Annotated in this window: 19 protein-coding genes; 14 read left to right on the top strand and 5 right to left on the bottom strand. The window is 42.4% G+C overall.

Annotated features, from left to right (window positions below; translation table 11 throughout):
• Positions 1 to 77 precede the first annotated feature (77 nt).
• The 12 genes from H1A14_RS15220 (at position 78) to H1A14_RS15165 (ending at position 11,475) form a co-directional block, all read left to right on the top strand.
• Entirely contained in the window at positions 78 to 1,067 is a 990-nt protein-coding gene (locus H1A14_RS15220) for a PhoH family protein (RefSeq protein ID WP_194777133.1), read from the top strand.
• On the top strand, positions 1,036 to 1,473 hold the full coding sequence (locus tag H1A14_RS15215; protein ID WP_194777132.1) for a GNAT family N-acetyltransferase: 438 nt from the start codon (positions 1,036 to 1,038) through the stop codon (positions 1,471 to 1,473). Before H1A14_RS15220 ends, H1A14_RS15215 begins: the two co-directional genes overlap by 32 nt.
• A 58-nt stretch (positions 1,474 to 1,531) precedes the next feature.
• Positions 1,532 to 3,478, top strand: a complete 1,947-nt coding sequence (locus H1A14_RS15210) for a ComEC/Rec2 family competence protein (protein WP_194777131.1) — start codon at positions 1,532 to 1,534, stop codon at positions 3,476 to 3,478.
• 67 nt (positions 3,479 to 3,545) lie between these two features.
• Positions 3,546 to 4,322: an enoyl-CoA hydratase/isomerase family protein gene (locus tag H1A14_RS15205; protein ID WP_194777223.1), complete on the top strand. Its 777-nt coding sequence runs from the start codon at positions 3,546 to 3,548 to the stop codon at positions 4,320 to 4,322.
• Position 4,323: 1 nt separating this feature from the next.
• Positions 4,324 to 6,237: a RecQ family ATP-dependent DNA helicase gene (locus H1A14_RS15200; protein ID WP_194777130.1), complete on the top strand. Its 1,914-nt coding sequence runs from the start codon at positions 4,324 to 4,326 to the stop codon at positions 6,235 to 6,237.
• 2 nt (positions 6,238 to 6,239) lie between these two features.
• Positions 6,240 to 6,824 (top strand): hypothetical protein, encoded by a 585-nt coding sequence (locus H1A14_RS15195; RefSeq protein ID WP_194777129.1) that lies wholly within the window; start codon positions 6,240 to 6,242, stop codon positions 6,822 to 6,824.
• A gap of 8 nt (positions 6,825 to 6,832) precedes the next feature.
• Positions 6,833 to 7,384, top strand: a complete 552-nt coding sequence (locus tag H1A14_RS15190) for an NUDIX hydrolase (RefSeq protein ID WP_194777128.1) — start codon at positions 6,833 to 6,835, stop codon at positions 7,382 to 7,384.
• A gap of 1 nt (position 7,385) precedes the next feature.
• On the top strand, positions 7,386 to 7,835 hold the full coding sequence (locus tag H1A14_RS15185) for an acyl-CoA thioesterase (RefSeq protein WP_194777127.1): 450 nt from the start codon (positions 7,386 to 7,388) through the stop codon (positions 7,833 to 7,835).
• 29 nt (positions 7,836 to 7,864) lie between these two features.
• Positions 7,865 to 8,581 (top strand): tetratricopeptide repeat protein, encoded by a 717-nt coding sequence (locus H1A14_RS15180; protein WP_317174899.1) that lies wholly within the window; start codon positions 7,865 to 7,867, stop codon positions 8,579 to 8,581.
• Positions 8,582 to 8,584: 3 nt separating this feature from the next.
• Complete coding sequence (locus H1A14_RS15175) at positions 8,585 to 9,547, top strand: L-threonylcarbamoyladenylate synthase (protein WP_194777126.1); 963 nt, start codon at positions 8,585 to 8,587, stop codon at positions 9,545 to 9,547.
• A gap of 94 nt (positions 9,548 to 9,641) precedes the next feature.
• Complete coding sequence (locus tag H1A14_RS15170; RefSeq protein WP_194777125.1) at positions 9,642 to 10,841, top strand: phosphoglycerate kinase; 1,200 nt, start codon at positions 9,642 to 9,644, stop codon at positions 10,839 to 10,841.
• Between the two features lie 121 nt (positions 10,842 to 10,962).
• Positions 10,963 to 11,475 carry a thermonuclease family protein gene (locus H1A14_RS15165; RefSeq protein ID WP_194777124.1) on the top strand — a complete coding sequence of 171 codons (513 nt, stop codon included), beginning with the start codon at positions 10,963 to 10,965 and terminating at the stop codon, positions 11,473 to 11,475.
• 111 nt (positions 11,476 to 11,586) lie between these two features.
• Here H1A14_RS15165 and H1A14_RS15160 read toward each other — a convergent pair whose 3' ends face one another.
• The 3 genes from H1A14_RS15160 to H1A14_RS15150 all read right to left on the bottom strand — a co-directional run bounded on the left by H1A14_RS15160 (position 11,587) and on the right by H1A14_RS15150 (position 19,298).
• Positions 11,587 to 12,783 (bottom strand): MFS transporter, encoded by a 1,197-nt coding sequence (locus H1A14_RS15160; protein ID WP_194777123.1) that lies wholly within the window; start codon positions 12,781 to 12,783, stop codon positions 11,587 to 11,589.
• A gap of 186 nt (positions 12,784 to 12,969) precedes the next feature.
• Positions 12,970 to 13,722: a peroxide stress protein YaaA gene (gene yaaA, locus H1A14_RS15155; protein WP_194777122.1), complete on the bottom strand. Its 753-nt coding sequence runs from the start codon at positions 13,720 to 13,722 to the stop codon at positions 12,970 to 12,972.
• A gap of 2 nt (positions 13,723 to 13,724) precedes the next feature.
• Positions 13,725 to 19,298, bottom strand: coding sequence for a T9SS type B sorting domain-containing protein (locus H1A14_RS15150; RefSeq protein WP_317174898.1), 5,574 nt, complete (start codon positions 19,296 to 19,298; stop codon positions 13,725 to 13,727).
• Positions 19,299 to 19,386: 88 nt separating this feature from the next.
• On the opposite strand from H1A14_RS15150, the gene H1A14_RS15145 reads away from it, so the two are divergent.
• Positions 19,387 to 20,433: a PorP/SprF family type IX secretion system membrane protein gene (locus H1A14_RS15145; RefSeq protein WP_194777120.1), complete on the top strand. Its 1,047-nt coding sequence runs from the start codon at positions 19,387 to 19,389 to the stop codon at positions 20,431 to 20,433.
• 12 nt (positions 20,434 to 20,445) lie between these two features.
• Complete coding sequence (locus H1A14_RS15140; protein ID WP_194777119.1) at positions 20,446 to 21,675, top strand: M48 family metallopeptidase; 1,230 nt, start codon at positions 20,446 to 20,448, stop codon at positions 21,673 to 21,675.
• A gap of 59 nt (positions 21,676 to 21,734) precedes the next feature.
• On the opposite strand, the gene H1A14_RS15135 is transcribed toward H1A14_RS15140, so the two are convergent.
• Complete coding sequence (locus H1A14_RS15135; RefSeq protein WP_194777118.1) at positions 21,735 to 22,553, bottom strand: enoyl-ACP reductase FabI; 819 nt, start codon at positions 22,551 to 22,553, stop codon at positions 21,735 to 21,737.
• Between the two features lie 123 nt (positions 22,554 to 22,676).
• Positions 22,677 to 24,329 (bottom strand): DNA repair protein RecN, encoded by a 1,653-nt coding sequence (gene recN, locus H1A14_RS15130; RefSeq protein ID WP_194777117.1) that lies wholly within the window; start codon positions 24,327 to 24,329, stop codon positions 22,677 to 22,679.
• Between the last annotated feature and the right edge of the window lie 19 nt (positions 24,330 to 24,348).

Here is a 24,348-nt window from a genome sequence, read left to right as displayed (position 1 = left end):
TTGCTAGTGCAAGAAACAAAAATAGAAATTTTATTCTTTAAGAGTAAGAAGCAAACCTTTAAATACAAATTAAAAGCTTGGTAGAAAAAGTCATCACATTAGAGAATATCCCCTTACTGGATTTTTTGGGCAGTGAGAATGAAAACATTCGCCAAATATCCGCAGCTTTTCCACAAAGTAAGATTGTTTCACGCGGTAACGAAATTCGCATTCAGGGAAGGGCACCGGAAATTTTGAGGATAAACGATGTGCTCAACATGTTGCTCCAGCATTTCAACCGCTTTGGAAGCATCTCCCCCGACAATGTCAAGGAATACATTGCGTTGGAAGGGGTCCCATTTGAAACGGACCCCAAGAATGACATCATTATTTTTGGGAACAAAGGCATTGTCATCAAACCCAAGTCCAGCAACCAAAGAAAATTGGTGGAGTCTTCCTACAAAAATGATCTGGTGTTTGCCTTGGGTCCTGCAGGTACAGGAAAAACCTACATCGCGGTAGCATTGGCAGTAAGGGCATTGAAGAACCGAGAGGTCAAAAGGATCATCATCACCCGACCTGCTGTGGAGGCAGGGGAAAACCTAGGCTTTTTGCCGGGAGACCTCCAAGAAAAATTGGATCCATACCTGCGTCCTATTTATGACGCCTTAAGCGATATGATTCCTCCGGAAAAACTCAAATTTTACCAAGAAAGCAGGGTCATAGAAATCGCCCCATTGGCCTACATGCGGGGAAGGACACTTCATGACGCTTTTGTACTGCTCGATGAGGCCCAAAATACCACCAATGAGCAAATTAAGATGTTTTTGACCAGAATGGGCCCCAACTCCAAAGTCATCGTGACCGGCGATCAAACTCAGGTTGATTTACCTACCAAGCAAAAATCCGGCTTGAAAGAAGCATTAAAAATCCTGAAAGATGTCAAAGGCATTGGTGTAGTTCACCTTAGTGGAAAAGATGTGATCCGGCACAAATTGGTCAAATCCATCATTGAGGCTTATGATAAAGAAGACCTCGCAAATGAAAATGCAAATCATGGAAATAACCGTAGAGAAGGTCAAAACTAAGGAGGCACTGTCCGATATTTTTAAAATCAGGGAGTTGGTATTTGTTATCGAACAAGCTGTGGCTCCAGAAGAGGAATATGATGAATTTGAAAATTCTTCTACCCATTTTATTGCCAAAGTGAATGGGCTTCCTGCGGGCACAGCCAGATGGCGCCATACGAAAAACGGCATCAAACTCGAAAGATTCGCGGTTTTGAAAGAAATGAGGGGAAAGGGCGTTGGCCAGGCTTTGGTAGATGCTGTGCTCCAAGATATCCAAAGTGATCCGTCCAATGCAGGTAAGTTATTGTACATGCACGCCCAGCTTTCTGCCATACCCCTTTATTTAAAATTTGGATTTCAAAAAGAAGGGGATCTATTTATGGAATGTAACATTGCCCACTATAAAATGAGCTTGCAGAATTAGTTACAACTAATTTTAAAATTCACTGAATTTCATTAAATTACCTTAAACTTTTTAAGGCATGAATTTCAGTGAATTCCCTTTTTTGAGGTATTTGTTTTTTTTGGTGTTGGGGATACTTTTCTATCCTAACCTCCCGATTCAGGGTATTTATTGGTTATTGGGGATAATATTGTTTTTCTCCTACTTTTCAATGGCGGTTTTTATTTCCCTTCAAAAAGGTTTTGTAGGTAAAATGATTTTACCCATCATGGCTTATGCAATCCTGGTTTGGGCAGGATGGTTTTTTGCTTATCAAAATGATGTTTTGAACCAGTCTGAACATTTGATCCATGAAGTTGGGTATGAAGCATATTTGGGGATAGTGGAGGATCTGGATGAAACCAAACCAAAGACCAAAGCCAATACAGTGGCTGTCCAAGGAATATATAAAGAGGGAAAATTGGAAAAATCATCCGGAAGGGTGCTGATTTATCACCAAGTGGCAGATGGTTTTCGTCCTGGTCAGGTGGTTTTGGTAAAAGGTCAACCTAAGCGAGTGCCACCTCCCCAAAATCCCAAGGAGTTTGATTACCAAAAATTTTTAAGTAATCAACAGATTTATTTCACCCAATTTACCGGCAAGAACATTTGGCTTGTGGATGAAATTCCTGGCTATCGGCCTTTGCATGTAGGCGTGCTTAAGCTAAGAGAAGCCCTAAAATCCCAAATCCATCTCCATGTTTCAGATATAAGAGCAAAGCAAATCGCGGAGGCATTGCTTTTGGGGCAAAAAAAAGAGCTGGATCCTGAATTGAAAGCTGCATATGTTACCGCAGGGGCCATGCACATTTTGGCAGTGTCGGGACTTCATGTAGGTATCATTTATGGTTTCTTTTTTCTTTTGCTCAAACCTTACCAGCTCACTTTTCACCTCAGGGTGTTTTATCTTACTGCTGTGATTGTTTTGATTTGGGCATATGCCCTCCTTACTGGATTATCCCCTTCGGTCATGCGGGCAGCGACCATGTTTACCTTAATAGGTCTCGCCCAGATGAAATCCAGAAATCCATCTATCTTCAATCCCTTGGCCCTTTCTGCCTTATTGCTGTTGATGTATGATCCTAACTTGCTCTATGCAGTTGGTTTTCAACTCTCTTATGCAGCCCTAACCGGGATCTTGCTTTTCCAACCTTTGATTGTAAAATGGTGGGAACCTAAAAATAAGTTCTTGGAATATGGATGGCAGATCACTTCTGTGGGTTTGGCAGCTCAATTGGCCACATTTCCCATTTCTGCATATTATTTCCATGTCTTCCCCAGTTATTTCATCCTTTCCAACCTAGTGGCTATTCCAGGGGCTTTTTTGATCATGTCCATAGGCATTCCATTTCTGTTGTTGTCATGGATTCCATTTTTGGGAAATTTTTTGGGTTATCTTCTGGATTTAGCCATACAGTTGCTGAATCTGTTGATCATGTCCATACAAAATCTCCCTTTCTCTCAAATATCCTCCATAGCACTTAAACCATTAGAAATATTGCTTTATGGGTTATTTTTGATTTTTGTATATGTTTTTTGGGAACAGAGAAACAAATGGTCAATATGGGGGATAGTTGTTTTAGCAATAATATATGGGATATATCAGCTGATAGAAGTTGCAGTCATAAATAACCGACAAGAATTGTATGTGTATTCCATAGGTTCGGATCCTATTGTAGATTTTTATTCAGGTTCACTTCAGTATAGTTATCAGAAGGGTTCAGTTAGCGTAAGTGATTTAGAATACAAGATTTCTCCTCATCGTATGGCTTTGGGGAGTCATTACCAACTACAGCTTATGGTGAGTCATGAAGAAGAAGTAGTCCATTTTTGGCTTCCCAACAGGAAAGTAGTGAAAATGGTCCGGGATTCTCTGTATTTGCCTCCAGATGTAAAAACTTACCAATTCCAGTTTGGAAAATGGGAAATAGTGCCTGATCCCATTAAAGTAAAATTGGAAAATGTGGCTTATAAAATTGATTTTTAATCTCTGCCTTGTCAACATTATCGGTAAATTTGGTTTTGTACTCAATCCTACTTCTAAAAAATTGCCCATGGAACCCGATGTGAAAATCGAAATCAAAGACCGAATCGGTTATGTCACTCTGAACTGGCCTGAAAAAAGGAATGCCCTCAATCCGGTCTTGATAGAAAAGCTCAAATCGGCTTTTACAAAACTGAAAAACAATGATGAAGCCAAAGTGCTCGTATTAAAAGCGGAAGGAAAAGTTTTCTGTGCCGGGGCTGATCTGGGCTACATCCAGAAACTCCAGGATTTCAGTTACGAGGAAAACTTGGAAGACAGCCAAAACCTCAAAGAACTGTTTCATAGAATCTACTCCTATCCCAAAGTGGTCATTGCGCAGATACAGGGACATGCCCTAGCTGGGGGAAGTGGGTTGGCAACGGTGTGTGATTTCTCTTTCAGCGTTCCAGAGGCTAAGTTTGGTTTTACAGAGGTGAAAATCGGATTTTTACCTGCTTTGGTCAGTGTTTTTCTATTGAGAAAAGTGGGAGAGGGGATTACCAGAACGCTTTTATTGGAGGCGGAGGTGTTTGAGGCAGCAAAGGCCAAGTCCTATGGACTGATCAATGAGGTGGTACCTGCAGTTGACCTCGAAAAAACCGTTTATGATTTTGCCCAGAAACTGATCAAACAAAATTCTGGTGATTCCATGGCCATGACCAAAAAGATGTTGGCAATGGTTCAGGAAAAAAGTCTTTATGATGGCCTTGAGTATGCATCCATCATGAATGCAAAAGCTAGATCCAATCCGGATTGCAAAAAAGGGATTGCCGCATTTTTGAACAAACAGGAAATCCAATGGTGATTTGAAAACAAAGGCCCTATACACACTCAAGCATTATTTTGGATATGATGATTTCAGACCCATGCAAGCTGAAATCGTCAATTCCGTATTAGAGGGAAAGGATACCTTGGCCCTCTTGCCAACCGGAGGCGGCAAGTCGGTCTGCTTTCAGGTTCCGGCCTTGATGAGTGAGGGAATCTGCATCGTGGTCAGTCCATTGATTGCCTTGATGAAAGACCAGGTAGATAATCTGCGCAAGCGCATGATCCTGGCGACAGCGGTGTATTCGGGCATGCGAAAACGGGAAATTGACACTACTCTTGACAACTGCATTTATGGGAATTATAAATTTTTGTACGTTTCCCCCGAGCGCTTGAAGACGGAATTGTTCATCGAGCGTTTTAAACAAATGAAAGTGAGCCTGATTGCAGTTGATGAGGCCCATTGTATTTCCCAGTGGGGATATGACTTTCGTCCTCCATATCTTGAAATAGCAGCGCTCAGAGAGTATCATCCTGAAGTACCTTTTATTGCGCTTACCGCATCAGCGACTCAGAAAGTGCGAGAGGACATTTTGGAAAAACTCGAATTCAAGTCCCCGAATATTTTTATCAAATCCTTTACCAGGGAAAATCTTTCCTATGCAGTTCGGCAGTCGGAAAACAAATTGGAGAAGATGGTGGAAATTCTTCAAAAGGTGCCAGGTTCGGCCATCATCTATGTAAGAAACAGAAAAGCCACCAAAACCATTGCCACAGGACTGAACCAATTGGGTATTCAAGCCACCTTTTATCATGCGGGATTGGATAAATCAGTGCGGGAATCCAGGCAAATCGATTGGATCACCGAAAGGGTACGTGTAATCGTAGCAACCAATGCCTTTGGCATGGGTATAGACAAAAGCAATGTAAGGGTGGTTTTGCATGCAGATATTCCTGAAAACATGGAAAACTATTACCAGGAATCGGGCAGGGCAGGAAGAGATGAAAAGCGTGCTTTTGCTGTCTTGATGGCCAATGAGCAGGATGCCATCACTTTAATGGAAAGGGCTGAGAGAACCTATCCACCCATTGATTTTATCAGAAAAGTTTACCAAAGCCTCGCCAATTACCTTAGGATAGCTGTAGGCAGCAGCATGATGAGCAGCTATGATTTTGACATCGCCCGGTTTACTGAAACCTATGACCTGGACTTGCTATTGACATACAATGCGATCAAAGTATTGCAGGAAGAAGGATTTCTGGAACTTACTGAGGGATTTTTTTTACCCTCCTCACTTCATATCCTTGTAGATAACAGCAAGCTCTATGAGATCCAGATCGCTTATGCCAAACTAGATCCACTCATCAAATTGATGCTCAGGTCGTATGGTGGAGAGTTGTTTACAGAGTACCTGAATATTTATGAGGAAAAACTGGCTAAAATCCTCGGTATTCAACCAAATGAAGTAACTAAACAACTCGAACAGCTCGATAATCTTGGCGTGGTGGCTTATCACAAAAGAAAAGACCAGCCTCAGATAACCTTCTTGACTCCCAGACAAGATGCAGGAAAGTTGCCCCTAAATCAGAATAGAATTTCCGATCGGCGCTCAAATACCCTGAAAGGAGCCAAGGTGATGATAGCCTACCTGAATGAATCCAATCAGTGTAGAATGCGATTAATCCTGGATTACTTTGGAGAGGAAGCAAAAGATGATTGTGGTCACTGCGACAATTGTCTGGCAAAAAGAAAGGGAAAGAATCAATTGCAACGGGAAAAGGTTATCAAAGAAAAGATCCTGAAAACTTTAGGGTCAGGTATGGTGTTATCAATGAGCGAATTATTTTATAAACTGAAAATCAACAAAGATGATTTTTCAGTTTCCGTCCTGAGAGCACTGGAAGATGAAGGTCTCATTGTTTCACTGCAAGATGGGAAAATCAAAAAAAATTAAAGATGGATTTTATCAATGATTTATTGGAGAAGTTGTTTCCCAAGAAGTCAACCGCAATATCCCATAAAGAAAATTTCACTCAATCCGAAACAGCCGTTCAGCAAGTGATTTCCTGGTCTGAGGGTAATGAGGGAAGGTCGTTGATGGAAAAGGCATATCAGAATTACCAATTGAAAAAAGCAAACATCAACGGGGAACCAGAAGTACATATCCTCAATTCCCCGTATGCCAATGGATTTGCCATTTCCTTTGCCAAACCCTTTACTGAGGAAACTTTTTCTTTACTTTTCTTTGCATTTGGCCAGAGAATATTAGATTTGGGTTATGAAAGGGTTAGTTTGGATAGAAAAATCCAGGAAATCCCTGAAGCTGTCAAAATCACCGAAAAGCAATATTTCAAGCCCCCGATAGCCAACATAGATTTTACCCAAAAAATTGATCAAATATTTGGGAACATTAGCATAGAAAAAGTAGCTGTAAACCATGAGTCCAGCTTTTTGAAAGTGTTGGTTACGGTGTATTCTGATCATCTGTACAAAGAGGCCATGCCCTTTGACAAATTTATTGAAGCATTGTTCCAGAAATAAAATAGCTTATGGATAGAAAAACCTTGAAACTTTTATTGCAGAATTATCGGACCCCTTTTGAAGAAGAAGCCGTTTTTATTGATGATTTTGTTGCGCTTACCGAAGACGAAATGGCATTTAAAAGAGAACGCCTAGCCGGACACTTTACAGCCTCTTCATGGATTGTCAACAAAAAGAGAACCCATACCCTGCTCACACTTCACGCTAAATTGAATAGGTGGCTTCAATTGGGTGGGCATGCTGATGGTCATGAAAATCTCCTTGAGGTGGCGATGAAGGAGGCACGTGAGGAGAGTGGATTGATTTCTCTTCGATTGGTAGATGCCAATATTTTTGACATTGACAAACATCTCATTCCTGAAAGGAATGAGGTGCCGCAACACCTGCATTACGATGTGCGCTTTCTGATTGAAGCAGAAATCGACGAACCTTTATCCATGTCCAAAGAAAGCAATGACCTTGCATGGGTGCCGTTTGACATCGTACAAGACATCACCTTTAGCAACATGTCCATGATGCGGATGTTGGAAAAAACCAGCAAATCGGAATTCGTGTTTTAACATGGAAAAAATAAGTCCGGAAAAAGTAATTGAAGCCTTCCGATTTTCAACCCCTATTCAAGTGAGGTATTCTGACATCGATGGATACATGCATGTGAACAACGGCGTATACTTCGCCTATCTGGAACACGTCAGGGCACTATATTTACACCAAGTATGCGGTTGGGACATCATGGAGACTGGAACCGTGGTGGCCAATATCAACCTTGATTTTTTAAAACCGATCCATGTTTTTGATCAGCCACAAGGCCATGTCAGATGCGCACGATTGGGAAATTCATCATTTGTACTCGAACAAGTCATCATGGGTCAAACTGAGCAGTTTGAAACTGCCGTGTTTGCGTTAGCAGCTACCACTATGGTTTCTGTAGACATGAAAACAATGAAACCTGTTCCTATTCCAGATATTTACGCCAAAAGGATAAGGGATTGGGACCGGTTGACCCAATAGATTTCCTATCTTTGTCAAAAATTTGGACTGTGAGATATTGTTTAGGCATTTTTATTCTGGTAATGGCTTTTGGGGCTTGTAGTCCCACCGATGAGGAATTGTTCCAAGAAGGGGTCAAAGAACTGGAAAGTGGTGATTATCCCAAATCCATCAGCTATTTTGATCGACTTATTGAGCGGGATGCACAAAACACCTCTGCTTTGAATGCCAAAGGGGTGGCTTATTTTGAAATGCAAGAATGGGATAAAGCCATAGAAGCGTTCAATGCCTCCATCCAATTGGATTCTACCTCTTACAAACCTTTTTTCAATAGAGGCAATGCCTATCTTGAAAAAAAGGAATATGGGAAAGCGGTGGTGGATTACAATTTTGCCAATGGACTAGATCCTCAACAAGGCGATATCTATTACAACAGGGGTCTGGCACTATTAGGCATGGAGTCCTATGAGGATGCCATATTTGATTTTGATATTGTACTTCAGGGCACTCCTGATTTTGCCCAAGCCCATTTCAACAAAGGTAAAGCACAATTGGGAAACAATGAACCTATTGCTGCCTTGGAGTCACTGATTAGGTCAACAGATTTAGATCCTAGAAACGGGGCAGCCTATTACCTGTTAGGTGTTACGGAACTCAGTGTCTTTGGTGACGAAAAAAAAATTGATGGTTGTGCCCATTTGAATAAAGCGCTGAGTCTTGGTTTTGGAGAGGCCAAAAGTTGGATTGATGAATTTTGCAAGGAGTAAGCCATGGCAGAAATAGGAGTCGACATTGCCAAAGCTAAACAGATTCTGGAACAGGGGGGGCTCGTGGGTATTCCTACTGAAACCGTCTACGGATTGGCAGGCAATGCCTTGAACCCTGATGCAGTCACCAAAATCTTTGAAACCAAAAACAGACCAAGCTTTGATCCTCTGATCGTCCATACCGCCGGTAAAGAACAGGTCGATTTATTTACGACTGATTTTCCCGAGCCTTTGGCAGAATTGGCATCGGCTTTTTGGCCTGGACCACTGACATTGCTTCTACCACGACAACCTATAATTCCCGACTTGGTCACAAGTGGATTGGACCAGGTAGCAGTGCGTGTCCCTCAACATCCCTTGACCCTTGATTTACTGCAGCAACTTACTTTTCCTTTGGCCGCCCCCAGTGCCAATCCTTTTGGCTACATCAGCCCGACAAGAGCCAGTCATGTACAGGATCAGCTTGGTGACAAAATACCATATATTTTGGATGGAGGCCCTTGCACCATCGGCCTTGAAAGTACCATTGTGGGTATGGAAGGAAAGCAAATTGTAGTTTATCGACTGGGAGGGATGGATCTGGGTGAAATAGAAAAAATAGTTGGGAAAGTTACGGTCATGCCATACTCCAACAGCAATCCTAAAACTCCCGGGATGCTTCAAAGCCATTATGCGCCGACAAAACCACTTATTCTTGGTAATTTGGCTGAAATGGTAGAGGAGTATCTACAAAAGGGGCGGAGCTTTGCTGTGTTATCATTTCAATCTTTTTTTCCTGAGGTTCCAGCTTCTTTGCAAATTGCCCTCAGTGAAAAGGGAGATCTTCAAGAGGCGGCTAAAAATTTGTTTGCTGCCATGCGAAATCTTGATCAGTCGGAAGCTTCTATTATCCTTGCGGAGGTTTTACCGGAAAGGAATCTGGGTAGAGCCATTAATGATCGCCTAAGAAGGGCGGCAAAGGCCTAAATTATCCTTATCTTTGTTTTGGAAGCCCTAGGAAAAGCCTCCGAAAAATATATAGAAACTTTATTGAAAACCATAAACCATTAATCCTATCACCATGAACAAAAGGATCAAGACAGTAGACAATCTAAGCTTTTCAGGAAAAAAGGCACTGGTAAGGGTAGATTTCAATGTCCCATTGGACGACCAAGGAAATGTATCAGATGATACACGGATTACCTCAGCCATTCCGACAATTGAAAAAATCATTTCAGATGGAGGGTCTGCCATATTGATGTCCCATTTGGGTAGACCAAAGTCAGGTCCTGAGGACAAATTTTCCCTAAGGCATATCGTTACCTCCTTGAATAAAGCCCTAGGTGTCTCCGTGAAATTTGCTTCTGATTGTATCGGTACAGAAGCCATTCAACTTGCTTCCGGCCTTAAGCCTGGAGAAGTGCTCTTGTTGGAAAACCTCCGTTTCTACAAAGAAGAAGAAAAAGGGGATCAGGCATTTGCCGGAAAACTGGCCTCCATGGGGGATATTTATGTCAATGATGCTTTTGGTACAGCACATAGGGCACATGCTTCCACTGCTGTAATCGCCCAGTTTTTCAATGACAAGGTTTGTGGATATCTTATGCTTTCCGAACTGGAAAATGCTGACAAAGTGATGGAAGATCCAGAAAGACCCTATACGGCCATTATGGGAGGAGCTAAAATTTCAGACAAAATTCAAATCATCGAAAGACTGTTAGACAAAGTGGATAACCTTATCATAGGAGGTGGCATGTCGTACACCTTTGCCAAAGCCTTGGGTGGAGAAATTGGTGATTCCCTTTGCGAAGAAGATAAACTTGATTTTGTCATGGGCCTGATGGACAAAGCCAAGACCAAAGGGGTAAGCCTTTATCTGCCTGTAGATACCGTAATTTCCAAGGCTTTTGCTAATGATGCCGAACAGGATACAGCCAAAAACGGTGAAATACCTGATGGCTGGATGGGACTTGATATCGGACCAGAAACGAGGAAAAACTTTGCTGATGTAATCAAAAAGTCGAAGACCATTTTGTGGAATGGCCCAATGGGTGTATTTGAAATGAGCAGCTTTGAAGAAGGAACCAAAGCCGTTGCTGAGGCCCTGATTGAAGCGACCGAAAATGGGGCTTTCTCTATGATAGGCGGTGGTGATTCCGCAGCAGCTGTCAACAAATTTGGCTATGGGGACAAGTTCTCATTCGTCTCTACGGGTGGAGGAGCCCTGCTAGAACTGATGGAAGGAAAAAACCTACCGGGAGTTAAAGCTTTGGAACCTTAACATCAATGTATGTTATCCACAAAAAAGTAGCACGGTACTATTTTTTTGTGGATAACCCTCTGGTGTTTGATTTATGGACAAGAAATCAAGTACTTTTTTAAATCCGAAAACAGATTGATGCATGACTCGCTTAAAATCCAAAACCGGTATATATGTAAGTGTTGCCATCCTGATTTTTGCGTTCTACTGGTCTTACAATCCACCACCTGTTGAACTTGATTCCAATAGGGTTAAGGTTGGAAAGGTGATCGATGGGGATACTTTTTGGGTAACTTTTTCGAATGGAGAAAGGGAAAAGGTTCGTTTGATTGGTCTTGATGCTCCGGAGTTAAGAGATTCCCAACACAAACAAAAAGGATATTATGCTGCTGAATCCACAGAATTTTTAAAGTCATTGATAGCTGGAAAGACGATCAAATTGGAATATGATGTGGGGAAATATGACCGTTACAGAAGAATTTTGGCCTATGCCTATTTAGAAGATGGGACATTTATCAATGCTGCTTTGTTGGAAAACGGCTATGCGACCATACTCACCATTCCTCCAAATGTGCGCCATGCAGATACCTTTTTGAAACTGGAGAGAAGAGCCAGAAAAAGGAAAACCGGGCTTTGGGCAGAGGATAATGAATAAAAAAAGCGTTCTGTCTTGTGCAGAACGCTTTTTTTATCAATACCTTCTTTTTGCAGAGGCCATATTTTTGGCAATAATTCCGTGAAATCAGACAATTTTATTCAGTACATGTTAATGTACCTCCAGAGGCTGGGTGGTCCTGTCAATTTTCTTTCCTCTGAATTTAAGGAAAAGGAAAAAGAATATGACCGTTAAGATGGCAGGGAGGATGGCAACATAAGCCAAGGTAGAAGCACCACTACCTTCAGTATCCATGAATTTACCCATCACTGGGAGAATAATCGAAACTGAAAACATGCCTAAACCACCCATTAAGGATAAGCCAAGGGCTCCACTTTCCGGAATGCGTTCTGCCACAAATCCAAGCATGGTTGGCCAGAAATAGCAGATACCGATGGCAAAAACAAAAGCCGCCGCAAAGACGGTGGTTCCGCTTGCATTGCTTAGCCACAGCAAGCCCAAACAGCTAAAAATGGCTGAAAAAAGCAACATGCCTGTGGTGTCCAATCTTTTGACAACAGGACCTGCATTTAATCTTCCTATGGCCATGATGCCATTGATAAAGGCCAAAACTAGCAGTCCAGATACACCGGTGTCTTTGAGTAAGGTATCAATTCTTTGGTTGGTTCCCAACTCAGTGGATGCGGAGAGCAGCATACAGAATGCCATCAGCAAAAACAAAGGGGAGATCACGGCTTTCCACATATCCTTGTCCGAAACGCCCATTTCCACACGCTCTGTTCTTGGGAGTGTTTTCCCGAAAAACAGAAAACCATAAATGAACAAAGGCACGAACAAACAGGCAACAAGTACTTGCCAGGGCAGGGCCAGAACATCCAAAATAAGGTAACCCAAAACGGCCCCAATCACAATTCCTCCTGGAAACCACAGGTGGAATCGGTTAAGCATTTTGGTTTTGTTTTCGGGATAAAGACTTGCAACCAAAGGATTACATGCAGCTTCTACAGTACCATTTCCGATACCAATAAATAAGGTACCTGCAAAAAACAGGTAAAATTCTGTTGCAAACATGGTAAGAACTATACCTACAAAATGGAAGAAAAAAGCTATCCAAATGATCTTTTTGAGTCCAAAATAATCAACCAAAGGGCCTCCTATAACCATTGCAAGAGTGAAGCCCCAAAAAGCGGGTGCGAATACCAAACCGATATCCGTCATGCTCAACTGAAAATCCGTTTCAAGGACGCCTTCCAAACTTGCCCTAACGCCAAATGTCATGGCAGTGACAATCAGGGCCAAACAGCTGGCATTAAACAATACATTTCTTTTTGTTGTGGGTGTGTTCATAGGTTTTAATGGGTTGATGGGATAAAATTTGTAGATGACATTGAAATATAATCAAATATTTCACAAAATATAAAAATCATTCAAATTTGAAAAGCCATTTATGATAGACACAGAAATTTTGTGTTATTGGTATGGTTTGCTCAATTGGCGAAAAAAATAACCCTCAAAGCTGTCCAAAATGAACACTTACCTTACAAAAACCCATTCCTTTTCCTTGCTTAGCCTATCAGAAAACTCATATCCCGAGGACTGGAACAATTTAAGTGATTCTGGCTCATCAATTTTATTTTTTATGATGTAATCTGCCATCATGCCCCGGGCCTGTTTGGCAAAAATACCTATGATCATGTATTTGCCGTTTTTGAATTCTTTGAAAGTTGGCGTGAAAATTTCAGATTTTAGGGCCTTTTGGTCCACCGCTTTGAAATATTCTTGAGAGGCCAGATTGATAATGGGGCTCCCCTCTGCCACTTTATTGATGGCTCTGGCAATTTTACTTCCCCAATATTCGTACAGGTTTTTACCTTTTTTTGTTTCCAGCTTAATTCCCATTTCCAACCGGTAGGGCTGAATCAAGTCCATCGGTTTCAAAAGACCGTATAATCCGGATAAGATGCGCAGGTGTTCCTGAGCAAAATCGAATTCTGATGCGCTATAATTGTCTACATCCATGCTGGTATACACATCGCCTTTGAAAGCCAGTAAGGCTTGTTTGGAATTGTCTTGGTTAAAAGTTTTCTTGAATTGTTTGTATCTTTTCCTATTGAGTTCAGCCAGGTTTTCACTGATGTCCATCAGGTCCTGAAGATCAGAAGCGGATTTTTGTTTCATGATCCGAACAAGCTCGTTGATGTTGGTTTTAAAGTCAGGTTCAGTGGCAAGAGATAGTTCTGTACTGCTTAAGTCTAGGGTTTTGGAGGGTGAAATTAAGGTTATCATGTTTATTCCAGTACTAAAATGCTTTTTCTTAAAGTTCTTTCAATGTTTTGATTGTTACTCTTAAACCTCACGACTACCGGATATGTTCCGATAGGAACCGCTTTTCCTACTACAGTACCATCCCAAGGGCAGAAAGACGTACCTGGTTCTATATTTTGATGTTCGCAGAAGAAGATCAATTCCCCCCATCGATTGAAAATAAACACCTCTATTTCATTGATGTATTCATTGGCAAAGACGATAAAATTTTTGTTTGGATTGTTGATTTCCATCGCATTGGGAAAAGTAATTTTCAATTCACAATCTTCAATGATGACAAATTCCAAAACAAACTCACAACCCAAGACATCCCTTACGATCAACTCATACGTTCCGGGTAAAGTAGGTGTGAAAACAGCATCGGTGCTGACCACCTCATCATCCAATATCCATTCATATTCATCAAAATTACCCGGATTAAGTACCTCTACTACATTTTCTATGGCGCAAATGGTATAACTTTCAGCAAGGATAGGTGCTTCAGTAAAGGATTTGGTGACCTGAGCACGGTCACTTCCTACCGGACAATCATAATTATTGATCAGTACGACCTCGTATAGTCCATTTTCAGTCACCGTAATTTCTTCAAAATCAGTATACTGCGTCAATAAAATGGGCTGGCCATTTTCGATGACATACCATTCAATGCGGCCAACGTCTATCAAATCAGCCTCAATACTTATGGTAGTAAAGACATCGTCTATACAGAATGGAAGGGCGTTCAGTTCAACGGGGACATTGGCTACAAAAGAAGGAGCCTCAAAAACGATAGGAGCCAATGAGCAGTCTGATGCTGTATTCAATTGAACTTCCAAAGAGAAAGAACCACCTTCATTGGGTGGGATAAAGCTTTGTTCAGTTCCCACTATGTTGCCATTTTCATTTTTCCATAAAAAGACCACTTCGTTGGGATTGTTTGAAGGAAGAATGGCTTCGAAGCGAATTCCACTGTCACAATCGACGATAGGCTCGGATAAAGTAAAAGGGACTGGTTCTACCACAGTAAGGTTAAATTCCTGGGTATCTGGACAATTGATATCATTCACATCCTCGCCCAAGACAGTGTATGTGCCTGATTGGGTAAGTGTAAAGTTGCCCTCAGCATCTTCCTGAATTACCTGACCGTTGGGTGAAGTAATGGTGAAGACCAAGTCTTCATTGGTTTGGGGTCTGAAAACAAAAGCTTCGCAGGCCGTTACCTCTTCCCGCACAGAGAAATTCACCACAGAAACGTTACCTACTTCCAATTTATCCAGAAAAGGAACGATGCACCCTTCTACATTTGGGTCTGTGGAATCACTGATTTCTATGGCATAGGTACCGTCTCTCACAGGGATAGTAACCAGAACTTGGTCTGTAAAAGGACCTCCGGTTTGGACCCCGTTTTCTTCTCGAGTGATGGTGAAACTACCGGATTGCGGTACACCCAAGAAATCAATGACTATGCTTCCGTCACTGACCCCTAGGTCGTCACAGGTTTCCGGGGTTGCATATACCTCAAATAAGAAATCATCTGGAGGATTTAAATTGGCAATCGCTACAGTTTGAGTAAAGCTACAGCCATCTCTGGTGGCTCTTACGGTATAAATTCCAGGCAATAAGTTTTCAACCAGAATTACCTCGCCTTGAGCGATGTTTCCGTCAATTTCAAAATCCGTTTCCAAGACCAGGACATTTTGGGCATCGGTCAGCATGGTGATTTGGAAACTGCCATCTGGAGTATTGCAATCCGTGGCATCAGTTACTGTTTCCAAAGTGAAATTGGCCAAGGGCAAAACTTCAAAATCCACTGATTTTTCAACCTGACAGCCCGGTAGAATGGGATCCTCTCCAATAAAGGTAAATTCGTAAAAACCAGGTCCATCCAGATCCCTGACATCAATTTCCAATTCAAAGAATTCCCCCAGAGAGGTTCTCTGGGCGTCCCCTTCTTTTTGAACAAACCACTGTCCTGTAATCGGTGTATCAGGTGCGAAGGTGACGAAAAACTCTTCAAAACATGCCCTATCGGCAGTTTGAGTCAATTCAAAATCAAAAGCAGGACCTGCAAAAACAGATGCAGTGGATGAACAGCCAAAAAACGCATCTGGATCCACCCCCTCTGGAGGAGCAAAAGAAACGACTACGGTATAAATGCTTTCTTCAGTGATTTCCAAGTCGTTTTCCTCCCCCAATAACTCTCCAGCAGCATTCCTCCATTCAAAGATGTACTCATCAAAATAAGGGTCATCAGGATCAACCGCAGTAAGGGTATAAGGTTCATCAGCACAGAATACGACATTATCAGGCAAGTCGATAATCGGTGCAGCTATGACCTCCACCCTTAAGCTAAAGGTTTCCTCCCATGGTGTACCACATCGGTCTACTTCTAAATTCACTGTGAAAAACCCGTCTTCTTCAAAAATATATTCCAAGGTTTGAAAATTTTCACCTGGGCCGCCGGTAGAAAAAACCTCTACTCCTGAATCATCTAAAATGGTCCAAAAATAGCTGTCGATATCAGGTTCACCTCCACCTTCAAATTGACCAAAGGCTCCTTCTACCGGGTCCAAACAAATCTGGTCAGGTCCTGAAAGGGATGGGTCAGGAATGCTGCTGCCAGAATTCTGAACAAAGGAAGGTAGGCCAAGATTGGAAGTGCCGGGCATGGTCTCCACCCCATCTTGGTTGAAAGTACTGGTATTACATTCAGCACCCACTAGGATTTGTCCGATCTGATTGGAGCCAACCACTGCCACATATATTTGCCCATCAGGACCGATCTGGACAGCACCCAAGTTGAGTCCTTGGGTATTGGGAACCACATTCCTGTTTTGCAGGATACATTGCTCTATGGCGGACTGGTCTTCGGCATTTTCAAAGCAAGTCGGGCAGGTAGTCGTCACTGGGTTATCGGGATCGGAAGTATCAGTCCGTTCATTTCCACCGATAAAAATTTCTTCTACCCTAGAACCTCCTCCTCTGTAGGAAACAAATATCCGATTCCCATCATCAGAAAACTCCAGTCCATACAAATCTCCATCACAACCCAAATCTAAGAGGGCATATTCTGTCAACCTTCCGGTACCTTGATCAAAATCAAATATTTCCACCCGATTACAATTGCCGTCGTTGATGGTCACAGCAAGTCGGTTTCCATCTGAACTGAATTTCATCGCTCCTGACCCTGAGCTGAAGGTATGGTTACTTCCCACAGAACTGAATACAGGAAGTCCTAGGCCAGCTTCACTGACTGGATAAGCCCTAAAGGTATTGTTGCCCAATTCATGAAACACCACCCAAGTTGTATCTCCCGACTCCACTGCGGCGGAATGTTCTGTAGAAGGACTGAAAAGCAGATTGTCTTTGGTCAACACATTGCCTACTCCTGGATTTTGGGTACTCCCTTTGATGTCTACAAGTGAGAATTTGACCTGGTTTGACCCTGCTCCTGTGGATTGGGTGGTAAACAGATAAAATAAGGTTTCGTCTCTGGGCACTGGCACACCTATGACACTCTGAGAGGCATTATTATCACCACCTATGTTATCCCCATTCGGCATGACATTGCCGCTAAGGTCCCAAACCGTGGACCCATCCGTGAAGAATAAAACCTGCCCTGCTTCGTCTGAAATGGTGGTGGTACCAGCAGGAATGTTTTGATTGTGGCCGACAGGCCTTGGTACAGGACCATCTGGATTATTCGGGTCAGGGTTAAAGTCTAAGCCCGCCCCATCACCAAAATACCATATGTTGTTGGCTCTGTCCTCCAGATCCCAGATTTTTACTCGCATACTTGCATATACGTAGCATTCTGCACCCGGCTCACGAACCAAAACCCAGTAGGCTCCCGGTAAGCTGACGCAGTTTTCGGTATCAGTAGTCCAACCCTTATCAGGTAGATTGGACCAAAAGTATTCATAATTTCCTTGTTGACCTTGACCTGGCTGTCCCGGTTGCCCAGGTATTCCCGGCTGTCCCGGTTGACCTGGTTGCCCACCCTGTCCACCTTGTTGACTCACTTCAAGTAGTGCACCGATATCTATAAGGCAACCAGGCCCATCGCAAACAGTGGTGTCTTGTGCAGTAAATTGTGCTTGAAGTTGGTTTTCCTGAAAATTGATAACTTTTGGAATGGACAATTCCTGTCCATCAGCAAATTTAACCGTCAAGGTTACAGAAATACTCTGTTGAGTGGTGGCTTCTGCTGGGATAAGCAGATGTTGTTGGTTGAAATCCATATCCACTTCTTGGCCATCTTCATCCACTAAAGGTGGGGTAAAAGACCACTCGTAGCTTTCGGGGGTGTAATTGGCAGGTGTGATTTCGCTGATCAGCTGTAGCGGATTGTTGGTACATGGATTAGCTGGTGTCCAGGTAAAATCTACAGTTGGATCAAGGTCTTGATTTGGGGCAAAACTCGGGAAAATGGTTCCACAAAAATCAGCTCCATCAAAAGGGTCTTCTTCAATTTCCAGATCTTCCAGCAATTCCTCGTCCGGATTTGTGACTCTTCCAATCAGTTGGGGACCGCCTAGAGTTTCCTCATAGATATAGTACAGGCTTCCGTCAGGCCCTACCTTGATGTCAAAAATCCGGGAGGGATTGTCAGTAGGCATAGCGACCGGTGCGGCATCCAAATCATCGGCAGGTATCCGGAACAATTGATCTCCTCTCGAAAAATAGATAAAATCGCCATCAGGCGAGTAGGATACCCCTTCTATAGGATCTGAGCCTCCACTTTGAGAAATGGAGGAAACTGCGCCAAATGTTCCGTTGGCAGAATTATAATCCACTACTATAATGTCTTGATTGGGACCTTCAGGAATAATGAGCAATTTTTGGTTTTCTTCATCAAAAATGATGGCCTTTGGCGTACCTGTTATGTTGGCTTGATCTGTTTCTGTAAAATCACCTTCCGTATTTTCTATTCTTCTCGAGATCAGGTTGCCGTTATCAAAGCTAATGAGAAAAGAAGGGGATTGAGGCGAACTTACCACCACAACTGCCCCGCTTGCGGGCCCAATGGTGCCTCCGCCTGTCACAGCGCCTCCCGGAGGCCCATTGGCCGGAGCGCCTCCCTGATCATTCATATCGATGACCGAATAATTTAACTGACCACCAGGGGTAAGGTAAAAGATGTAAAAAAGCTTATTGCCTCCTTCTTCAGGCTGATAATCAAAAGAAGAGATACCTACCGTTTGCCGGCCATCTGCATCACCTCCAAGCCCAGCTCCTGCGACCCCTTGCAAAGGATTGTTGTAGAAATTAAACGCCAATTCTCCATTGGTATAAAACAAAATTTCTCCTGAGATAGGGTCAATGGCTATGGCAACGTTGCCTCTTTCCAGTGGGATATTTCCAGGAATAGAAGCTACTTTGGCCTCTCCATCTTTTCCAAAAGACAGATAATTATTTTCTTCATTTGCACCACAATATCCGAAAATCCATTCGTTGTTATTGAATCCTTGGGAAAAGCCCTTTTGGATGGATAAAAAGCAGATTAGTGAAACTACTAAAATAAAAATCAGGCAAAACTTTATGTTAATAAGGTTCATTTTCATAATTTACCGCCTACTAGGTGAAACACCTCGGGTGACTGATAGTTTACAAATTTATCAGTACTTCAAATAAACGCAGAATATTTTGTTTAGGTCTTATTTACATATTCTTTTTTTTCTGACCTTGATGTTCTCATGGATACAAGAGTCATTGGCCCAGGATCCACAGTATAGCCAGTTTTATGCCGCCCCTTTATACCTAAACCCTGCCTTCGCAGGGTCGGAATTACAGGGTAGGGTAGGTGCCAACTATAGGAATCAGTGGCCTGGAATCGATACCCAATTCACTACTTTTTCCGCCTATTTTGACACTTTTTTGGATAAATACAACAGTGGGGTAGGATTCATGATCATGAATGATGTGGAAGGTGCTGCGGGACTAAGATCTGTTACCGTTTCAGGGCTCTATTCTTATGAACTACGTTTGGGAGAAGGGATTTATTTTAGACCTGGATTCCAAGCATCCTATATAAGGAGGGACATAGGCTTTTTTGAAAACCTGATCTTTGCCAATCAAATTAATCCAGCAGACCCCTTTTCTGAACCTTTGCCTGGAGGTGATCTCAGTGGCTTGGGTGAACCTGTCAATATGTTGTCTTTGTCCTTTGGTGGTTTGGTCTTTACCAATAATTTCTGGTTTGGAGCCTCAGCACACCATGTCAATCAGCCTAACCAATCGTTTTTGGATGGTGTAAGTAATCTGCCAACAAAGTTTTCGGTACATACCGGTTACAGAATATCTTTGGGAACGGGAGGTTACCGAGGAGATTATACCCACATGAGGAGGCAGAGATCGATTACACCTACACTAAACTACAAGAGGCAGGGGCCTTTTGAACAATTGGATGTAGGTACATATCTCTATTTGGAGCCCTTGGTTTTGGGCCTATGGTATAGAGGATTGCCATACAAACCGATCAATGACCAAAGTAACCGCGATGCCATAGTATTGCTGGTGGGCGTTAATCTGCCTTCTGGCATGAACGTAGGCTATTCTTTTGATTACACTGTATCGCAGTTGGGTATTCAATCTGGAGGTGCGCATGAGATCAGTCTTTCCTTTGTTCTTCCCGACAAAAATCAAGGGAAACCCAGACTTAGAGATACCCTTCTTCCTTGTCCTAAATTTTAAACAGATTCCACCATGGATGCAGAGGGCTTGAAGTATTTGCTTTTGGCGGTTATTTCTTTCAATTTTCTTTTTAGTAAATGGCTCAATTGGCTGAATGTAAGAAGGCCTACAGGTGATGTACCTAAGACCCTTGAACAATACCTGAATCGGGAGAAGCTACTCAATTCCAAAGCTTACCAACTCAGCAATTACAGATTTGGACTTTATACCGGCTTGTTGTCCTTTATCCTTACCTTTTTATTTATTTATTTTGGATTTTTCGGTTGGGTAGATATTTGGTTGAGGGAATATGTGGATGACCCCATTTTGCTTTCACTCATTTATTTTGCGGTTATTTTTATTGGTTCTGATCTCATTTCGCTTCCGTTTGACTATTACCACACATTTACTATTGAAGAAAACTATGGATTCAACAAATCTACTCCAAAGATTTTTTTCATGGACAAGTTAAAAGGATACATGCTTTCCATTGTCATAGGAGGTGGGTTACTCTGGGTATTGTTGTGGTTGATTCATAGGATTGGACCTCATTTTTGGTGGCAGTTTTGGCTCATCGCTGCCTTGTTTATGGTTTTGGTAAATCTATTTTATACGGCTTGGATATTGCCGCTCTTTAATCGGCTTTCACCTCTTGAGCCCAGTGAGCTGAAAGAAATGATCATGCGTTACGCTAAGTCAGTGGATTTTAGTCTGGACAACATTTTTGTTATTGATGGGAGCAAAAGGTCATCTAAAGCAAATGCATTTTTCTCTGGTTTTGGGAGAAAAAAGAAAGTGGTTTTGTATGATACTTTGATAGAACAACATACCCCGGAGGAGTTGGTAGCGGTATTGGCTCATGAAGTAGGACATTTCAAAAAAAAGCATATCATCTGGGGGATGGTGGTGGGCATCCTTCAGGTGGGCATCCTGCTCTACATCCTTTCTTTGTTTATATTCAGTGAAAAGATGAGCCTTGCTTTGGGTGGGACGATTTTATCCGTTCATTTGAACATCATTGGTTTCACCATGCTCTTTTCCCCAATCTCCACCTTATTGGGCATAGGAATGAATATATTAAGCCGAAAAAATGAATTCGAAGCAGATGCTTTTGCCAAAGAGACTTTTTCAGGTCCCCCTTTGGCCGAAGCACTGAAAACACTTTCCGTCAACACGCTCAGCAACATCAACCCTCATCCCTGGTATGTTTTTGTAAATTATTCCCATCCGCCCCTGTTGGAGCGATTGGAAAAACTGGAATGAGGCCAAGTTACCTTAACACAAGAAAAAGAAAAAAGCTCCAAAGAGGAGCTTTTGGTTTTTTAGCCGTTGTCGCTGTATTTTTCCATCAATTCTTCCGCTATTCCCGTAAAGGAATAGCCTCCATCATGATATAGGTTTTGCATGGTCACCATCTTGGTAAGGTCCGAGAACATGGTGATGATGTAATCGGCACAAGCCTCCGCAGAAGCATTGCCTAGAGGGGACATGGCCTCCGCAAAATTATAGAAGGCATCAAAACCTCCAATTCCTGTACCGGCTGTGGTTTTGGTAGGGGATTGGGAAATGGTGTTCACCCTGACTTTTTTGAGTTTGCCGTACCGATATCCATAACTTCTGGCGATGCTTTCCAGCAGCGATTTGGCTTCGGCCATATCACTGTAAAAAGGATAGACCCGCTGGGCGGCGATGTAGGAGAGGCCTATAATTGAACCCCATTCATTCATTGAATCTGTTTTTTCTGCCACCTGCATCATTTTGTGAAAAGACAAGGCCGATACATCATAGGATTTTAGGGCCCAATCATAGTTTAAATCCCCATACGCTCTTCCTTTTCTTACATTGGGTGACATGCCGATGGAATGGAGTAAAAAATCAAAATTGCCACCAAGATATTCTTTGGCCTCTGCATAAAGTTTTTCAATATCCTCTACGGAAGTGGCATCTGCGGGAATCACAATGGTGTCACAGGCATCAGCCAATTCCTTAATGGCTCCCATCCTCATGGCTATAGGCGCATTGGTCAAAACAAATTTAGCCCCATGTTCTTTGGCTTTTAGGGCAGTTTTCCAGGCAATGGAATTTTCATCTAAGGCACCAGTGATGATCCCTTTTTTTCCTTTCAGAATATTTTCAGGCATATTTATATGATTTGGTTAATGGCTTTTCCAGCTTAAAATTAAGTAAAAAATGTGGGTACACCTATTTTTGTATTTTGCGTTTCTTTATTCATAGCGAACAGCAAGAACGAACTAGACTTTCCCTCATTTTTGCAAAAGTTCCTTAGCACTTTCAAACGCGCTGCTTGATGGATTGGAACCAGCGATCATTTTGGCGATTTCCAAGATTCTTTCCTCATTTTGAAGCAGTTTGATCTTACTGATGGTTTTCTCGGTACTGTTGTCTTTGTAAACAAAATAATGCTGATCCCCTTTGGCAGCAACTTGAGGGAGGTGGCTGATGCAAATGACTTGGTGTCTCTTGGCTATTTCCTGCATCATATGTACCATCTGAAGGGCAACTTCTCCCGAGATCCCTGTGTCGATTTCATCAAAGATTAGGGTAGGAAGTGCAGTTTTATCTGCCATGATGTATTTGATGGCAAACATCAACCTGGAAAATTCCCCTCCGGAAGCCACTGACCTGATTGGTTGTGGAGCGATTCCTTTATTGGCCGAAAAAAGAAATTCAACCTCATCCATTCCATTGGCAGAAGGTTTGGTCTCCCTACAAACGATTTCTATGACAGCTTTTTCCATTCCAAGTTTATGAAGCAGTGCACTCAATTCCTTGGCAAAAGATTGGGTACAAGCCTTTCTTTTATCAGAAAGATTTTGCCCAAGTTGCTTCATGATTGTGGCTTCTTTTTCCTTGCTCTGCTCGATTTCTTTCAATTGCTCATCAAGATGGTCCACTTTAAAGACTTTGTCTGCCAGATCATGTTCCAGCCCAATCAAGGCTTCCACCGTGGCAACTCCATGTTTTTTTTGAAGCTGATAGATTTTGCTTAGTCGATCTCCAATACTACTTAGCTTCTCCATATCCACCTCTATCAATGCATCCTCCTGTTCCAAAGTCGCTGCAATGTCATTGAGCTCGATCAAGACGCTGTGGAAACGTTCCTTAAGGGCATCAAAAGCCTGGCCATACCTTGATAATTGCTGAAGACCCTGAAATCCGGTGGCAAGACTGCTCAAACTACCAAACTGTTCTTCTTGCATGCTGTTGAGGATTTCTTGGATCTTCCCTTTAATCTCCTCTGCATTGTCCAGAATCTCTTGTTCCTCCTCAAGTTTTTCCTGCTCCCCCGCTTCTAAGTTGAGTAAGGATAATTCATCCAACTGAAATTTATTGAAGTCGGCTTCTTTCTGAAGTTGAAGCGCTTCCTCTTTCAGATCGATATATCGGTTTTGGAGATTCAGAAATTTGTCATAGCTGGTTCTATAAGCTTGAAGATATTCATGGGTGTGACCATAGTTGTCCAATAACTTCAGTTGATAAGTAGAGGCGCCAAGGGAAAGGTTTTCATTTTGCGAGTGGATATCCATGAGGGATTGACCCAGTTCTTTTAAGGTATCGAGCCTGACTGGGGTGTCATTGACAAAAGCCCTTGATTTTCCATTTGGTGCAATTTCCCTCCGGATGATACAATGGCTTTCATAATCCAAATCTTCTTGGCTGAATAAGTTTTCTAGTCCATAATTTTGAATGTCAAAAACCCCCTCTACTATGCACTTTTGATTTTGGTTGAAAAGTGCCTTGGTATCGGCTCGATTGCCCAACAACAAACCTACAGCGCCTAGCATAATGGACTTACCTGCTCCCGTTTCGCCTGTTATCATGTTCAGGGAGGCAGATGGGGTCATTTCCAGTTTTTCGATCAGGGCATAATTGGAAATACTGAGGTTTTTTAGCATGGTAAAAAGAATCTGGCGA

Source organism: Pararhodonellum marinum (assembly GCF_015354735.1).
In the GTDB taxonomy this organism is placed as follows: domain Bacteria; phylum Bacteroidota; class Bacteroidia; order Cytophagales; family Cyclobacteriaceae; genus Pararhodonellum; species Pararhodonellum marinum.
Note: the sequence above shows the minus strand (reverse complement) of the source record. Positions and strands in the feature narration are given on the sequence as shown.

Excerpts from the sequence above, each read along its gene's own strand:
- H1A14_RS15215 (WP_194777132.1), top strand. The coding sequence starts at position 1,036 with ATGGAAATAACCGTAGAGAAGGTCAAAACTAAGGAGGCACTGTCCGAT.
- H1A14_RS15210 (WP_194777131.1), top strand. The coding sequence starts at position 1,532 with ATGAATTTCAGTGAATTCCCTTTTTTGAGGTATTTGTTTTTTTTGGTG.
- H1A14_RS15205 (WP_194777223.1), top strand. The coding sequence starts at position 3,546 with ATGGAACCCGATGTGAAAATCGAAATCAAAGACCGAATCGGTTATGTC.
- H1A14_RS15195 (WP_194777129.1), top strand. The coding sequence starts at position 6,240 with ATGGATTTTATCAATGATTTATTGGAGAAGTTGTTTCCCAAGAAGTCA.
- H1A14_RS15190 (WP_194777128.1), top strand. The coding sequence starts at position 6,833 with ATGGATAGAAAAACCTTGAAACTTTTATTGCAGAATTATCGGACCCCT.
- H1A14_RS15185 (WP_194777127.1), top strand. The coding sequence starts at position 7,386 with ATGGAAAAAATAAGTCCGGAAAAAGTAATTGAAGCCTTCCGATTTTCA.
- H1A14_RS15175 (WP_194777126.1), top strand. The coding sequence starts at position 8,585 with ATGGCAGAAATAGGAGTCGACATTGCCAAAGCTAAACAGATTCTGGAA.
- H1A14_RS15170 (WP_194777125.1), top strand. The coding sequence starts at position 9,642 with ATGAACAAAAGGATCAAGACAGTAGACAATCTAAGCTTTTCAGGAAAA.
- H1A14_RS15165 (WP_194777124.1), top strand. The coding sequence starts at position 10,963 with ATGACTCGCTTAAAATCCAAAACCGGTATATATGTAAGTGTTGCCATC.
- H1A14_RS15160 (WP_194777123.1), bottom strand. The coding sequence starts at position 12,783 with ATGAACACACCCACAACAAAAAGAAATGTATTGTTTAATGCCAGCTGT.
- yaaA (WP_194777122.1), bottom strand. The coding sequence starts at position 13,722 with ATGATAACCTTAATTTCACCCTCCAAAACCCTAGACTTAAGCAGTACA.
- H1A14_RS15150 (WP_317174898.1), bottom strand. The coding sequence starts at position 19,298 with ATGAACCTTATTAACATAAAGTTTTGCCTGATTTTTATTTTAGTAGTT.
- H1A14_RS15140 (WP_194777119.1), top strand. The coding sequence starts at position 20,446 with ATGGATGCAGAGGGCTTGAAGTATTTGCTTTTGGCGGTTATTTCTTTC.
- H1A14_RS15135 (WP_194777118.1), bottom strand. The coding sequence starts at position 22,553 with ATGCCTGAAAATATTCTGAAAGGAAAAAAAGGGATCATCACTGGTGCC.
- recN (WP_194777117.1), bottom strand. The coding sequence starts at position 24,329 with ATGCTAAAAAACCTCAGTATTTCCAATTATGCCCTGATCGAAAAACTG.